The sequence below is a fragment of the Pseudomonas sp. EA_15y_Pfl1_P101 genome (assembly GCF_963970835.1).
Lineage (GTDB): Bacteria > Pseudomonadota > Gammaproteobacteria > Pseudomonadales > Pseudomonadaceae > Aquipseudomonas > Aquipseudomonas tritici.
The window spans coordinates 84113-95753 of sequence record NZ_CAXAPA010000015.1 but is presented as its reverse complement, the minus strand read 5'-3'; the positions used below and the strand labels follow the sequence as shown (position 1 = coordinate 95753).

At 61.1% G+C, this 11641-nt stretch carries 13 protein-coding genes and 1 pseudogene; 10 read left to right on the top strand and 4 right to left on the bottom strand.

Annotated elements, in window-relative coordinates:
• The first annotated feature begins 31 nt into the window (after window positions 1-31).
• The 5 genes from AACY36_RS22115 (at window position 32) to AACY36_RS22095 (ending at window position 5233) form a co-directional block, all read left to right on the top strand.
• Window positions 32-1060: a LacI family DNA-binding transcriptional regulator gene (locus AACY36_RS22115; RefSeq protein ID WP_339418407.1), complete on the top strand. Its 1029-nt coding sequence runs from the start codon at window positions 32-34 to the stop codon at window positions 1058-1060.
• A 144-nt stretch (window positions 1061-1204) separates the two neighbouring features.
• Complete coding sequence (locus AACY36_RS22110; RefSeq protein WP_339497570.1) at window positions 1205-1987, top strand: sugar phosphate isomerase/epimerase family protein; 783 nt, start codon at window positions 1205-1207, stop codon at window positions 1985-1987.
• Window positions 1980-2921, top strand: a complete 942-nt coding sequence (locus AACY36_RS22105; protein WP_339497569.1) for a sugar kinase — start codon at window positions 1980-1982, stop codon at window positions 2919-2921. Before AACY36_RS22110 ends, AACY36_RS22105 begins: the two co-directional genes overlap by 8 nt.
• 45 nt (window positions 2922-2966) lie before the next feature.
• Window positions 2967-4259: an MFS transporter gene (locus AACY36_RS22100; protein WP_339497568.1), complete on the top strand. Its 1293-nt coding sequence runs from the start codon at window positions 2967-2969 to the stop codon at window positions 4257-4259.
• Complete coding sequence (locus tag AACY36_RS22095; protein ID WP_339436722.1) at window positions 4256-5233, top strand: 2-hydroxyacid dehydrogenase; 978 nt, start codon at window positions 4256-4258, stop codon at window positions 5231-5233. The genes AACY36_RS22100 and AACY36_RS22095 overlap by 4 nt, the downstream gene beginning before the upstream one ends.
• A gap of 91 nt (window positions 5234-5324) precedes the next feature.
• Here AACY36_RS22095 and AACY36_RS22090 read toward each other — a convergent pair whose 3' ends face one another.
• Window positions 5325-5501, bottom strand: a complete 177-nt coding sequence (locus AACY36_RS22090; protein ID WP_339497596.1) for a hypothetical protein — start codon at window positions 5499-5501, stop codon at window positions 5325-5327.
• Window positions 5502-5725: 224 nt separating this feature from the next.
• Between AACY36_RS22090 and AACY36_RS22085 the strand changes: the two genes are divergently transcribed.
• From AACY36_RS22085 to AACY36_RS22075, 3 genes and pseudogenes are all read left to right on the top strand, one after another.
• Window positions 5726-7153 (top strand): nucleobase:cation symporter-2 family protein, encoded by a 1428-nt coding sequence (locus tag AACY36_RS22085; protein ID WP_339418401.1) that lies wholly within the window; start codon window positions 5726-5728, stop codon window positions 7151-7153.
• A gap of 12 nt (window positions 7154-7165) precedes the next feature.
• The gene (locus AACY36_RS22080; protein ID WP_025857294.1) at window positions 7166-7627 is read left to right on the top strand and encodes an LEA type 2 family protein; all 462 of its coding nucleotides are present in this window, start codon (window positions 7166-7168) and stop codon (window positions 7625-7627) included.
• Between the two features lie 30 nt (window positions 7628-7657).
• Window positions 7658-7756: pseudogene (locus AACY36_RS22075) on the top strand (GNAT family N-acetyltransferase); the annotation flags it as partial.
• On the opposite strand, the gene AACY36_RS22070 reads toward AACY36_RS22075, so the two are convergent.
• On the bottom strand, window positions 7752-8678 hold the full coding sequence (locus AACY36_RS22070) for a carbon-nitrogen hydrolase family protein (protein ID WP_339497567.1): 927 nt from the start codon (window positions 8676-8678) through the stop codon (window positions 7752-7754). The pseudogene AACY36_RS22075 and the gene AACY36_RS22070 sit on opposite strands and share 5 nt — an antisense overlap.
• Before the next feature lie 81 nt (window positions 8679-8759).
• Between AACY36_RS22070 and AACY36_RS22065 the strand changes: the two genes are divergently transcribed.
• Window positions 8760-9674, top strand: a complete 915-nt coding sequence (locus AACY36_RS22065; protein ID WP_339428019.1) for a LysR family transcriptional regulator — start codon at window positions 8760-8762, stop codon at window positions 9672-9674.
• On the opposite strand, the gene AACY36_RS22060 is transcribed toward AACY36_RS22065, so the two are convergent.
• Window positions 9646-9900 (bottom strand): hypothetical protein, encoded by a 255-nt coding sequence (locus AACY36_RS22060; protein ID WP_339418397.1) that lies wholly within the window; start codon window positions 9898-9900, stop codon window positions 9646-9648. The genes AACY36_RS22065 and AACY36_RS22060 overlap by 29 nt on opposite strands.
• A gap of 162 nt (window positions 9901-10062) precedes the next feature.
• Between AACY36_RS22060 and AACY36_RS22055 the strand changes: the two genes are divergently transcribed.
• Window positions 10063-10383 (top strand): DUF883 family protein, encoded by a 321-nt coding sequence (locus AACY36_RS22055; RefSeq protein ID WP_339418395.1) that lies wholly within the window; start codon window positions 10063-10065, stop codon window positions 10381-10383.
• A gap of 33 nt (window positions 10384-10416) precedes the next feature.
• Here the strand turns inward: AACY36_RS22055 and AACY36_RS22050 are convergent, their stop codons facing one another.
• Window positions 10417-11454 carry an Ldh family oxidoreductase gene (locus tag AACY36_RS22050; RefSeq protein ID WP_339436723.1) on the bottom strand — a complete coding sequence of 346 codons (1038 nt, stop codon included), beginning with the start codon at window positions 11452-11454 and terminating at the stop codon, window positions 10417-10419.
• Window positions 11455-11641: the final 187 nt, after the last annotated feature.

The following is an 11641-nucleotide window of genomic DNA, read 5'->3' as shown; positions in this document are numbered from 1 at the left end:
GTCACTCATCCAATAAGAAAGGCCTGACACAGTGACCCCTTTTTCCGCCGCCCAGCGCAGCCGCGTTACCATGCTCGACGTCGCCGAGCGCGCCGGAGTGTCCAAGGCCAGCGTGTCACGCTTTATCGGCGACGACCGCGCCCTGCTCTCCGATGCCATTGCCCTGCGCATCGAGCAAGCCATCGAACACCTCGGCTACCGCCCTAACCAGATGGCCCGTGGTCTCAAGCGTGGCCGCACGCGCCTGATCGGCATGCTGGTCGCCGATATCCGCAACCCCTATTCCATTGCCGTGATGCACGGCGTCGAAACCGCTTGCCGCCAGCACGGCTACAGCCTGGTGGTGTGCAATACCGACCGCGATGACGAACAGGAGCGCCAGCACCTGGCGGCGCTGCGTTCGTACAACATCGAAGGGCTGATCGTGAACACCCTCGGTCATCACCTCGACCAACTGTTGGAACTGCAACGGGAAATGCCGCTGGTATTGGTGGACCGCAAGGTCGAGCCGCTGCACAGCGACCTCGTCGGGCTGGACAACCCGTCGGCGGTGCGTATGGCGATGGAACACCTGGAGCAACAGGGTTACCGCAATGTGCTACTGGTGAGCGAAGCCACCGATGGCACCAGTTCGCGGTTGGAGCGCCTGGAGAGTTTCAACGCACACATTGCCAGCCGTCCGGCGTTGACCGGTGCGGTGCTGGAGCTCGATAGCGAGTTGGAAACCCATCTGCAAACCTTTCTTGCCAAACCCGGCGCCAAAGCGTTGTTCTGCGCCAACGGCGTCGCCGCATTGGCCTGTACCCGTGCGCTCAAGCGCCTGGGCTGCAACCTGTTCGAGGATGTTGGCGTGATCGCCCTGGATGATCTGGACTGGTACCCACTGGTGGGCACTGGCATCACCGCCCTCGCCCAGCCGACCGAGGCGATTGGCGCCACGGCGTTCGACTGTTTGCTCAAGCGCCTGCGCGGCGATACCGAGCCGACGCGCACCGTGGATTTTGTTCCCGAGCTGATCATTCGCGGCTCAACCCAGCCTCAACCAGGAACCACCCCGTAGCAACTGTCGAGCCCGAGCGAGGCTGCGTCGGCGGTACATCAGAGACACCGCTGACGCAGCCTCGCCGGGGCTCGACAGCTGCTACGCCACTCTCATTTCAAGATTTGCATACAAAAATGAAACCGGTTTCAGAGGTAAACAACAATGCACAAATACCCCGTCTCTATCAGCCTTTCCAGCTACGGCGCCGGCCTGGTGCGCCAACAGGGCCAATCGAGTTTTGTCGAGGTACTGGCGGCCGCAGGCGCCCAGCGCATCGAGTGGCGTGAAGAGCTTTTAACCCACGAACAGCCCGCCGAACTGGCCCATGCGGCTGCGCAGCATCGGCTGGAGTCAGTATTCTCATCGCCCTTGGAACTCTGGGTCGCCGGCCGCGCGCAACCGAACGCCGAACTCCCCGCCACCCTGGACCGAGCGCAGGCTTTTGGCTCACGCTGGCTAAAAGTCTCCCTCGGCTACTTCACCGACACTAACGACCTGGAAAGCCTGCACGCCCTGCTCACCCGCCACCCGGTCCAGCTGCTGGTAGAGAACGACCAGACCCTGCACGGCGGCCGAATCGAGCCAATGCAGCGTTTCTTCAGCGAGGTGGAACGCCTCGGCCTGCTGGTGAAAATGACCTTCGATATCGGCAACTGGCAATGGCAGGACCAATCCGCCCTTACCGCCGCACGCCTGCTGGGCCGGCATGTGGATTATCTGCACTGCAAGGCTGTGGCCCGTCGCGCCGATGGCAAGTTGGTCGCCCTGCCGCCTGGCGCCACCGACCTGCATCTGTGGGAACAACTGCTCAAGCACATGACTCCAGGTATTACCCGGGCCGTGGAATTTCCGCTGCAAGGTGATGACTTGATCGAAATCACCGCGCAGCAAGTCGCCGCCCTCACCCTGCTGGGCCAACCTCGTGCGGAGAATGCGCATGTCTGAGATCGATATCCTCTCGTTTGGTGAAACCATGGCGATGTTTGTCGCCGAGCAAACCGGCGACCTGGCCCACGTGGCCCAATTCCATAAACGCATCGCGGGCGCCGACAGCAACGTCGCCATTGGCCTGTCGCGCCTGGGCTTCAACGTGGCCTGGCTGAGCCGTGTGGGCAATGATTCCCTCGGGCGTTTTGTGGTCGACACCCTGAAGAAAGAAGGCCTCGATTGCCAGCATGTGGCGGTCGACACGTTGCACCCCACGGGTTTTCAGCTCAAGTCGCGCGAAGAAGCCGGCGATGATCCGCAGGTGGAGTACTTCCGCAAGGGTTCAGCGGCCAGCTATCTGTCCATCGCGGCCATCAGTCCTGCCTTGCTGCAAGCCCGCCATCTGCATGCCACCGGTATTGCGCCGGCGTTGTCTGAGGCGACGCGCGAGCTGTCCATCGAGTTGATGACACAAATGCGCAAGGCCGGACGTAGCGTGTCGTTCGACCCCAACCTGCGCCCGTCGCTGTGGCCCAACCAACACACGATGATCCGCGAAATAAACGCCCTTGCGGGTCTTGCTGACTGGGTACTGCCGGGGTTGAGTGAAGGCCGCTTGCTCACCGGTTTCGATGACCCGGCCGACATCGCCGCGTTCTACCTCGACCAGGGCGCCGAAGCCGTGGCAATCAAGCTCGGCCCGGACGGCGCCTACTACCGTACCCAGATGGACCAAGGCTTTGTCGCCGCCGTGCGGGTGGAAAAGGTCGTGGACACGGTCGGCGCCGGTGACGGTTTTGCCGTGGGCATGATCAGCGCCCTGCTGGAAAACCTCAGCTTCCCCGAGGCGGTTCGGCGCGGTAACTGGATCGGCAGCCGCGCCGTGCAGAGCCGTGGCGACATGGAGGGTTTGCCCACCCGTTCAGAGTTACCCACCCGATCCGTCGCGTAACCCAATACCTGTTGCCACAACTACAACAAGCTCAGGAGCAACTCCATGGAAACCGTGAAACTCGCCACCCGCCGTTGGTGGTACATCATGCCTATCGTGTTTATCACCTACAGCCTGGCGTACCTGGACCGCGCCAATTATGGCTTCGCCGCCGCCTCCGGCATGGCCGAAGACCTGATGATCACCCCGGGCATGTCGTCGTTGCTGGGTGCGCTGTTTTTCCTCGGCTACTTTTTCTTCCAGGTGCCGGGCGCGATCTACGCGCAAAAACGCAGCGTTAAAAAACTGATTTTCGTCAGCCTGATTCTGTGGGGAGGCCTGGCTACACTGACCGGCGTGGTGTCCAACGCCTACATGCTGATCGTGATCCGTTTCATGCTGGGCGTGGTGGAAGCGGCGGTGATGCCGGCCATGCTGGTGTACCTCTGCCACTGGTTCACGCGTGCCGAACGTTCCCGCGCCAACACCTTCCTGATCCTGGGCAACCCGGTGACCATGCTGTGGATGTCGGTGGTATCGGGTTACCTGGTACAGCATTTCAGCTGGCGCTGGATGTTTATCATCGAGGGTCTGCCGGCGGTGCTATGGGCGTTTATCTGGTGGAAGCTGGCCGATGAGCGTCCAAAGAATGCCAAGTGGCTCAGCGATACTGAGAAACAGGACCTGGAAACCGCGCTGGCCGCTGAACAGGTCGGCATCAAGGCGGTGAAGAACTACGCCGAAGCCTTTCGCTCGCCCAAGGTGATCATCCTCGCGCTGCAATTTTTCTGCTGGAGCATCGGCGTGTACGGTTTTGTGCTGTGGCTGCCGTCGATCCTCAAGGCCGGCTTGCAGATGGACATGGTCGAGGCCGGCTGGCTGTCGGCGCTGCCGTATCTGGCGGCGGTGATCGGCATGCTCGTAGTCTCGTGGGGGTCGGACAAACTGCAAAAACGTAAGCGTTTTGTGTGGCCGCCGCTGCTGATTGCTTCCATCGCTTTCTACGCATCCTACGTACTGGGCGCCGAACACTTCTGGTGGTCGTACACCTTGCTGGTGATTGCCGGCGCCTGCATGTATGCGCCCTACGGTCCTTTTTTCGCCATCGTCCCGGAGATCCTGCCGGCCAACGTCGCCGGGGGCGCCATGGCACTGATCAACAGCATGGGCGCCCTCGGTTCGTTCGGTGGTTCGTACCTGGTGGGTTACCTCAATAGCAGCACCGGTTCACCCGGCGCCTCGTACCTGCTGATGAGCGGCGCGCTGATGTTTGCGGTGGTGCTGACGATTTTACTCAAGCCCGGCGCCAGCGACCGCTCGCCGGCGCCCACCCTGGAGTTGAAGGTAAAGACCTCATGAAAATGTCTGTCGTGTTGTACAAGAAACTGTCCGCGCCGCTGATGGCGCGCCTGCATGAAAAGGCCGACGTCACGCTGATCGAAGCGCTGGATGACGCTGGCCTGGCCAAGCTGCGTGACGCCCTGCCCGGTGCCCATGGCCTGCTGGGAGCCAGCCTGCGCCTGGATGCAAAACTGCTCGATCTGGCGCCGCAGTTGAAAGCGATCGCCAGTGTGTCGGTGGGTGTCGACAACTACGATATCGATTACCTGACGAGGCGCGGCATTCTGCTCAGCAACACCCCGGACGTGCTCACCGAAACCACCGCCGACACGGGTTTTGCACTGATCCTCGCGACGGCCCGGCGTGTGGTCGAACTGGCCGATATGGTGCGCGCCGGCCAGTGGAACAAAAACATTGGCCCGGCGCATTTCGGCAGCGACGTGCATGGCAAGACCCTGGGCATCATCGGCATGGGCCGCATCGGCGAAGCGTTGGCCCAGCGTGGGCATTTTGGTTTTGGCATGCCGGTGATCTACCACAGCCACTCGCCCAAGCCGGCGGTGGACGCACGCTTCGGCGCGCAGTACCGCAGCTTGAACGACTTGCTGCAACAGGCCGACTTTGTCTGCCTGACCTTACCGCTCACCGCTGAAACCGAGAAATTGATTGGCGCCGAGGCGTTTGCACTGATGGGCGCGGAGACGATCTTTATCAATATCTCGCGGGGCAAAGTGGTGGATGAGGCGGCGCTGATCGACGCGTTGCAACAGCGCACGATTCGGGCGGCAGGGTTGGATGTGTTCGAGCACGAGCCGCTGAATAACGATTCGCCGTTATTGCGCTTGAACAATGTGGTGGCCACGCCGCATATCGGCTCAGCGACCCATGAGACACGGGAGGCGATGGCCACGTGTGCGGTGGATAATCTGTTGCAGGCGCTGGCAGGGGAAAAGCCCAAGAACCTGGTGAATGCCACTGCCTGGCAGCAGTAACCCCTGGCACACAAAAACCAATGTGGAAGCGGCGGTGCGAGCAAGTCGAATCGTCGCACCGCCGCTCCCACAGTTTTGACCGTATTCCAAATCAGATAACGAATCTGGCCACCATCCCATTCAAATCCACCGCTAGGCGCGACAGCTCATGGCTGGCCGCGCGGGTCTGGTTGGCACCCGCTGCAGACTGAGTCGCCAGGGCTTCGATCATCACGGCGGTATTTTGCAAGTCCTGGGCCATGGTCTGGATCGCACCGACGATATCCATCAACCGGTCGCGGCCTGGTTGGACTGCCCGGACGCTTCGGAAGGCAGCGGCGTGACGATGCTTCGGGTGAGCGGCGAGCCGCACGGTGAGCAATGCGCAAGCGACCGAAACGGCAATAACGCCGGTAATCGCACCTTCGTAACTCTATAAATATTTTTTTACACTTCTGACGACTGTCAGTTTCTGGCATCCTGCGCCTCCATTTTCTGACCCGAGCCCGCATTTTGTCTGACGCTCAAGCCCCCCGCCCGCGCTATAAATCCGACCTGATCTACGGCTTGGATGATCGCCCACACTTCACCGCGGCGATTTTTGCCGCGTTGCAGCATGTGCTGGCCAGCTTTGTCGGCATCATTACGCCCACGTTGATCGTCGGTGGCGTGCTGGGCCTGGAAAGCGAAGTGCCCTACTTGGTGAGCATGGCGCTGTTTGTGTCGGGGCTCGGCACCTTTGTGCAGGCACGCAAATTCGGCCCGATTGGCTCGGGTTTATTGTGCCTGCAGGGCACCAGTTTTTCCTTTATCAGTGTGATTCTCAGCGCGGGTTTTATGGTCAAGGCCCGGGGCGGCGGTACGGATGAGATCCTCTCGACGATCTTCGGCATCTGCTTTTTCGCGGCATTTATCGAAGTGGTGCTGAGCCAGTTCATCGGCAAGCTGCGCAAGCTGATCACCCCGGTGGTCACCGGCACCATCATTACCTTGATGGGGTTGTCACTGATCAAAGTCGCGGTGACCGACATGGCCGGCGGCTTTGGCGCCAGCGACCTCGGCGCCGCCAGCAATATGGGCCTCGCAGCGCTGGTACTGCTGACCATCGTGGTGCTCAACCGTTTTAACAACCCGTTCCTGCGCCTGGGGTCCATCGTGATCGGCCTGACCCTGGGCTTCGTGGTGGCCTGGCTGATGGGCCGTGTGGACCTGGCGGCACTGCCACAGGTGCCGTTGATCAGCGTGCCGGTACCCTTCAAGTACGGGTTCTCGTTCGACTGGGTGGCGTTTATCCCGGTCGCGGTGATCTTCCTGATTTCGCCCCTGGAAGCGGCGGGCGACCTGACCGCCAATTCGATGATTTCCCAACAACCGGTCAAGGGCCCGCTGTACATCAAGCGCATCAAGTCCGGTCTGTTGGCCGATGGCCTCAACTCGGCGATGGCGGCCACCTTCAACAGCCTGCCGATGGTGACCTTCGCCCAGAACAACGGCGTGATCCAGCTCACGGGCGTGGCGAGCCGCTACGTGGCGTACTTTATCGCCGGCCTGCTGGTGCTGCTGGGGCTGTTCCCGATGATCGGCGCGGTGCTGCAATTGATGCCCAAGCCGGTATTGGGCGGCGCGACCCTGATCATGTTCGGCACCGTGGCGGTGGCGGGTATCAAGATCCTTGCCGAAGCCGGGTTGCACCGACGCAATGTGTTGATCGTGGCGATCTCGCTGGGCATGGGCCTGGGCGTTGCCGCCGTGCCGGAAGTGCTGCGCGAGCTGCCCAAGGCGCTGCACAATATCTTCGAATCGCCGATCACCGTGGGCGCATTCTGTGCAATCCTGCTGAACATTTTCCTGCCGGAAGAGTTCATAGAGCTGGAAGAAGATGAATTTGATCCGGAGTCCTCTACCCTCAAGGTGATGCAGGACCCGGACGTCACGAAATAGGAGCACTGTTATATGCGCAAGCTCATGGTTCTATCGCTACTGCTGCTGACCCTGAGCGCCTGCGCGCTGTTCCCGAATCGCGACCCGGTGAACATCAACGTGGTGGGCATCGAACCGCTGCAAAGCCAGGATCTGGAAGTACGCTTTGCCGTGAAGCTGCGGGTGCAAAACCCCAATGAAACGGCGATTGACTACAACGGCGTGGCCCTGGATCTGGAGGTCAATGGCCGGCCGTTGGCATCTGGGGTGAGTGATCAGAGCGGGTCTATCCCTCGTTTTTCCGAGACGGTACTGATGGTGCCGGTGAGTGTTTCAGCGTTTTCCGTGTTGCGCCAGACCTTGGGCCTGAGCCAGACCCAAAGCTTGAACAACCTGCCCTACGTGCTGCGGGGCAAACTGGCGGGTGGCTTGTTCGGTACGATGCGCTTTGTCGACCGTGGCACGCTGGACCTGCCGAATACGGTCACCTGGTAAACGCCATGCAGCCTGTATTGCTGACAGACCGCCCTGGTGCCGTGGCCTTACCCGGCCAATGGTGCACGCGCCTACCTGGAACAGATCGCCCTGCCCGCCATGGCCCGTGGCGAGGAATGGCACTTTAGTCCGTGATAAAGCGCACGCCGGGTTTTTCGCGTTCATCCACCGTCAGCTCGAACACATCCGGCCGGGCATAGTGCCCCACCACGTCATAGTCATACCGCGCCCGCACCAAGTCAGCCGTATCGATTTGCGCCGTCAACAACCCCGCCTTACCCAGCAAAGGCCCCGCTAAAATGTCGCCCATCGGCCCGACAATCACGCTGCCGCCAGCGATCAACGGGCGATCCGACGGCCAATTGGCAACCGCCACCCCCAGCGCTTCGGGCGAAGCCTGCACCTGACACGCACTGACCACAAAGCAGCGCCCTTCATGAGCCACATGACGCATGCTCACCTGCCACATCTCACGCTCGTCCACTGTCGGTGCGCACCACACCTCCACACCCTTGGCGTACATCGCCGTGCGCAGCAGCGGCATCATGTTTTCCCAGCACACTGCGCCGCCGATGCGCCCGACTGCCGTATCGATTACCGGCAAGGTTGAGCCATCGCCCTTGCCCCAGATCAGTCGTTCGGTGCCGGTAGGCATCAATTTACGGTGCTTGGCGACCAAGCCACCCGCCGGTTCGAAGTACAACACCGTGCAATACAACGTGCTGCCACTGCGCTCGATCACGCCAAGCACCAGGCTGGCACCGGTACGCGCCGACAGGCCGGCCAGCGCTTCGGTCTCGGCGCCCGGCACATCGATGGCATTGGCTAAATATCGGGCAAAGGCTTCCCGCCCCTCGGGCAGGCGATACCCCAGCTGCGTGCCGAAGCCCTCGCCTTTGGGATAGCCACCCAGCAATGCCTCGGGCATCACCACCAATTGCGCGCCGCTGCGCGATATTTCGTCTTCATAGGCCAGGATCTGCGCCAGGGTTTCAGCCTTGCCACCCGGCAAGGAGCCAATTTGCAGGGCCGCCACAGTCGATACAGGCATCACGATCACTCCGAAGTCAGGGGTTGCCCATTCTCCCGCCAGCCTCGATCATGAATAAAGCCCCCTTCACTGCTGAATGATATGAGCCAAATGAATATCGCCCAGGTCGACCTGAACCTGCTGAAAACCTTTGAAGCCCTGCATGATGAGTCCAGCGCCAGCCGCGCGGCATTGCGCCTGGGCGTCACACAATCGGCCATCAGCGCAGGGTTGCGGCGCCTGCGCGAGGTATATGACGATCAATTGTTCGTGCGTACCGGACGCGGCCTGGCGCCGACCTTGCGGGCGAACCAATTGAAGCCGCTGATCAGTGAAGCGCTGGACCGCTGCCGACAGAGCCTGGCCATGGTTAATCCGGACAATCAGCAGTATCAGGGCCGGTCCGTGGTGCTGGGCTTGTCCGATGACTTCGAAATAGCCTACGGCCGACGGCTGATGGATGAAATTACCAGGCGCGCGCCGAGACTGCGGGTGATTTTCCGTCAGACCCACAGCCAGATCGTGGCCGGAGCGCTGCTTGATCGCACGTTGGACCTGGCGATTACCGCAGGCGGCTTCGCGCACAGCAGGCTGAGTCGCCAAGTGCTGGGGGAAGGTGATTATCGCTGCCTGGTGGACGCCGACCAGCCAAGCATGAGCCTGGACGAGTTCGTCACCCGCGAGCATGTGCTGGTGTCATCAGGCGGGTTTATCGGGATCACCGACGAGGGCTTGGCGGCGCAGGGGCTCAGTCGTCAGGTGTGTGCGTCTACCAGCCACTTCGCCGCGCTGCCGTTTTTGCTCAAGGGCAGTCAGGCGGTTGCAACCATCCCCGGCCACGCCGCCGAGGTCATCGGCGCCATGACCGGTTTGCGCGTACTGGCGTGCCCGCTGGCCCTGCCGCGCTACCCGATCGAGCTGGGCTGGCGAACCCAGGCGCAGCTCGATCCACTGTTGCTGAAGGTGCGTGAAGCGATTGTGGCGAGCTTTACTTGGTCGCCGCCATCAACTTGTTAACCTCACTGCGCACCATGCTGGAAAACTCTGGCGGCGACATACCGTCAAGTTCCGCACGTACCCATTCTGCCCACTTGCCTTTGCGCTTGGCGCGCTCGCCGAACAACCGCGCGGCCTCGCCCTTGGCCTTGCCCAGGTTGCTTTGCCACAGGTCATAGAGGCGCGACTTTTCATCTTCCAGCTCGGCACGTTCGGCGAGGGTCTTGTTGGCGAGATTGAAGCTCATGTTGAATTTCCTGCTGCGCAAATAGACGACATCTTACACTGTAGGTCGAAACTTCCTGATTCGGATTTTACGCAGGACAACGCTTCGGAAAAAAACTGCAACTTTTGCCGCAGCCCAATACTCCATTGTTCACTGTCATATTCACTCGCAAGGAGTCACACAATGGCCCGCAAAACCGCCGCCCAAGCTGTCGAAGAGCAAATCAAGGACCAAGCCTTCAGCGAGCTGCAATCGCTGATCGAAGAATCGGACAAGCTGCTCAAGAGCAGTGCCTCACTGGTTGGCGAGGAAGGTGAAACCCTGCGCGAGCAGGTTGCAATCAAGCTCAAGCAAGCGCTGGACTCGGTATCCAACGTGCGTGAACGCAGCAAGCCAGTGGTGGATGCCACCGAAACCTACATCGGTGGCCACCCTTGGCAGACCGTTGCGATTTCCGCAGGCTTTGGCCTGGTGGTGGGCCTGCTGTTGGGTCGTCGCAACTGATGCATTAAAGGCTGCGCCCATGGCGCAGCCTGTTCAGCCGGCGGCCAAAGCCCGCAGGCCTTGCAACTCCTCAGCGTCCAAGACGATCCCTTCCTGCTCGGACCTGAGCCGCGTCTGGTGCCGCCGATCTCCCGGCAGACGCCGCAACCCTGCCGCATGCATCTGTCGCACCAGCTCCTGGCTGCGCTCGGCGAAGCTCTGCCCTGCGGTCTTGCTGGGATCGATCAGGATCAACAACTGCCCTGTCCACGGCGTACGCGCTCCCGGATGATCGGACCAGTTGAATTCAAACGAGAAGTTGCCGCCGGTCAACGCCGCGGCCAGCAGTTCGACCATCATCGAAAGCGCCGACCCCTTATGCCCGCCAAACGGCAACAGGGCGCCCCCTTCAAGAATCGCCCTGGGGTCCTGAGTCGGCTGACCCAGCCCATCAACACCCATGCCCGGAGGCAAACGCTCCCCTTTGCGCGCGGCAATCTGTACGTCACCGTGGGCGATAGCGCTGGTGGCCAGGTCAAATACGATAGGTAAACCATCGGCGCGTGGGGCTGCGAAGGCGATAGGGTTGGTGCCGAACAACGGCCGGTCGGCGCCGTGGGGCACCACGCAGGTCATGCTGTTGACCACGCTCAACGCCACCAGCCCCTGCTCGGCGAACGGTTCGACATCCGGCCACAAGGCCGCGAAATGATGGGAGTTATGGATCGCCATTAAGGCGATCCCGGCACTCCTGGCTTTTTCCACCAGTAGTGCACGGGCAGCTTCCAGGGCTGGCTGGGCAAAGCCGTTGGCGGCGTCCACCCGCACAAACCCCGAGGCCACGTCGGTAACCTGCGGCACCGCACGGCCATCCACCCAGCCACTGGCCAGGGTACTGAGATAACCGGGAATACGAAAAATGCCATGGCTGTGGGCGCCGTCGCGTTCAGCGCTGGCGCAATTGTGGGCGAGGATCGCAGCCACCTCAGGCGAGGTGCCATGGCGCTCAAAGACCTGTTGCAACAAAGCCACCAGCGCACTGAAGCTAATGGAAACATTGGAACTCTCAACGACCTTGGACGGCGTAGACATCTGAAGCTCCGAATTATGATTGGAAGGGGCAACAAGACGGGAGACTCGAGCCTGTGATTAAACAACGCGGCGTGCGCCTGCTGTCAATCAGCGTTTGCGAGACCCGTTGTGTTTGCATCAGCTATCTACCGCTGCAACGGCACCATCGCTATCTAATCTGGCGCTCGAGACACCCCTCTGGTCCTGA

Excerpts from the sequence above, each read along its gene's own strand:
- AACY36_RS22065 (WP_339428019.1), top strand. The coding sequence starts at position 8,760 with ATGAGCCAAATGAATATCGCCCAGGTCGACCTGAACCTGCTGAAAACC.
- AACY36_RS22050 (WP_339436723.1), bottom strand. The coding sequence starts at position 11,454 with ATGTCTACGCCGTCCAAGGTCGTTGAGAGTTCCAATGTTTCCATTAGC.
- AACY36_RS22070 (WP_339497567.1), bottom strand. The coding sequence starts at position 8,678 with ATGCCTGTATCGACTGTGGCGGCCCTGCAAATTGGCTCCTTGCCGGGT.
- AACY36_RS22055 (WP_339418395.1), top strand. The coding sequence starts at position 10,063 with ATGGCCCGCAAAACCGCCGCCCAAGCTGTCGAAGAGCAAATCAAGGAC.
- AACY36_RS22110 (WP_339497570.1), top strand. The coding sequence starts at position 1,205 with ATGCACAAATACCCCGTCTCTATCAGCCTTTCCAGCTACGGCGCCGGC.
- AACY36_RS22095 (WP_339436722.1), top strand. The coding sequence starts at position 4,256 with ATGAAAATGTCTGTCGTGTTGTACAAGAAACTGTCCGCGCCGCTGATG.
- AACY36_RS22105 (WP_339497569.1), top strand. The coding sequence starts at position 1,980 with ATGTCTGAGATCGATATCCTCTCGTTTGGTGAAACCATGGCGATGTTT.
- AACY36_RS22090 (WP_339497596.1), bottom strand. The coding sequence starts at position 5,501 with ATGGATATCGTCGGTGCGATCCAGACCATGGCCCAGGACTTGCAAAAT.
- AACY36_RS22100 (WP_339497568.1), top strand. The coding sequence starts at position 2,967 with ATGGAAACCGTGAAACTCGCCACCCGCCGTTGGTGGTACATCATGCCT.
- AACY36_RS22060 (WP_339418397.1), bottom strand. The coding sequence starts at position 9,900 with ATGAGCTTCAATCTCGCCAACAAGACCCTCGCCGAACGTGCCGAGCTG.
- AACY36_RS22080 (WP_025857294.1), top strand. The coding sequence starts at position 7,166 with ATGCGCAAGCTCATGGTTCTATCGCTACTGCTGCTGACCCTGAGCGCC.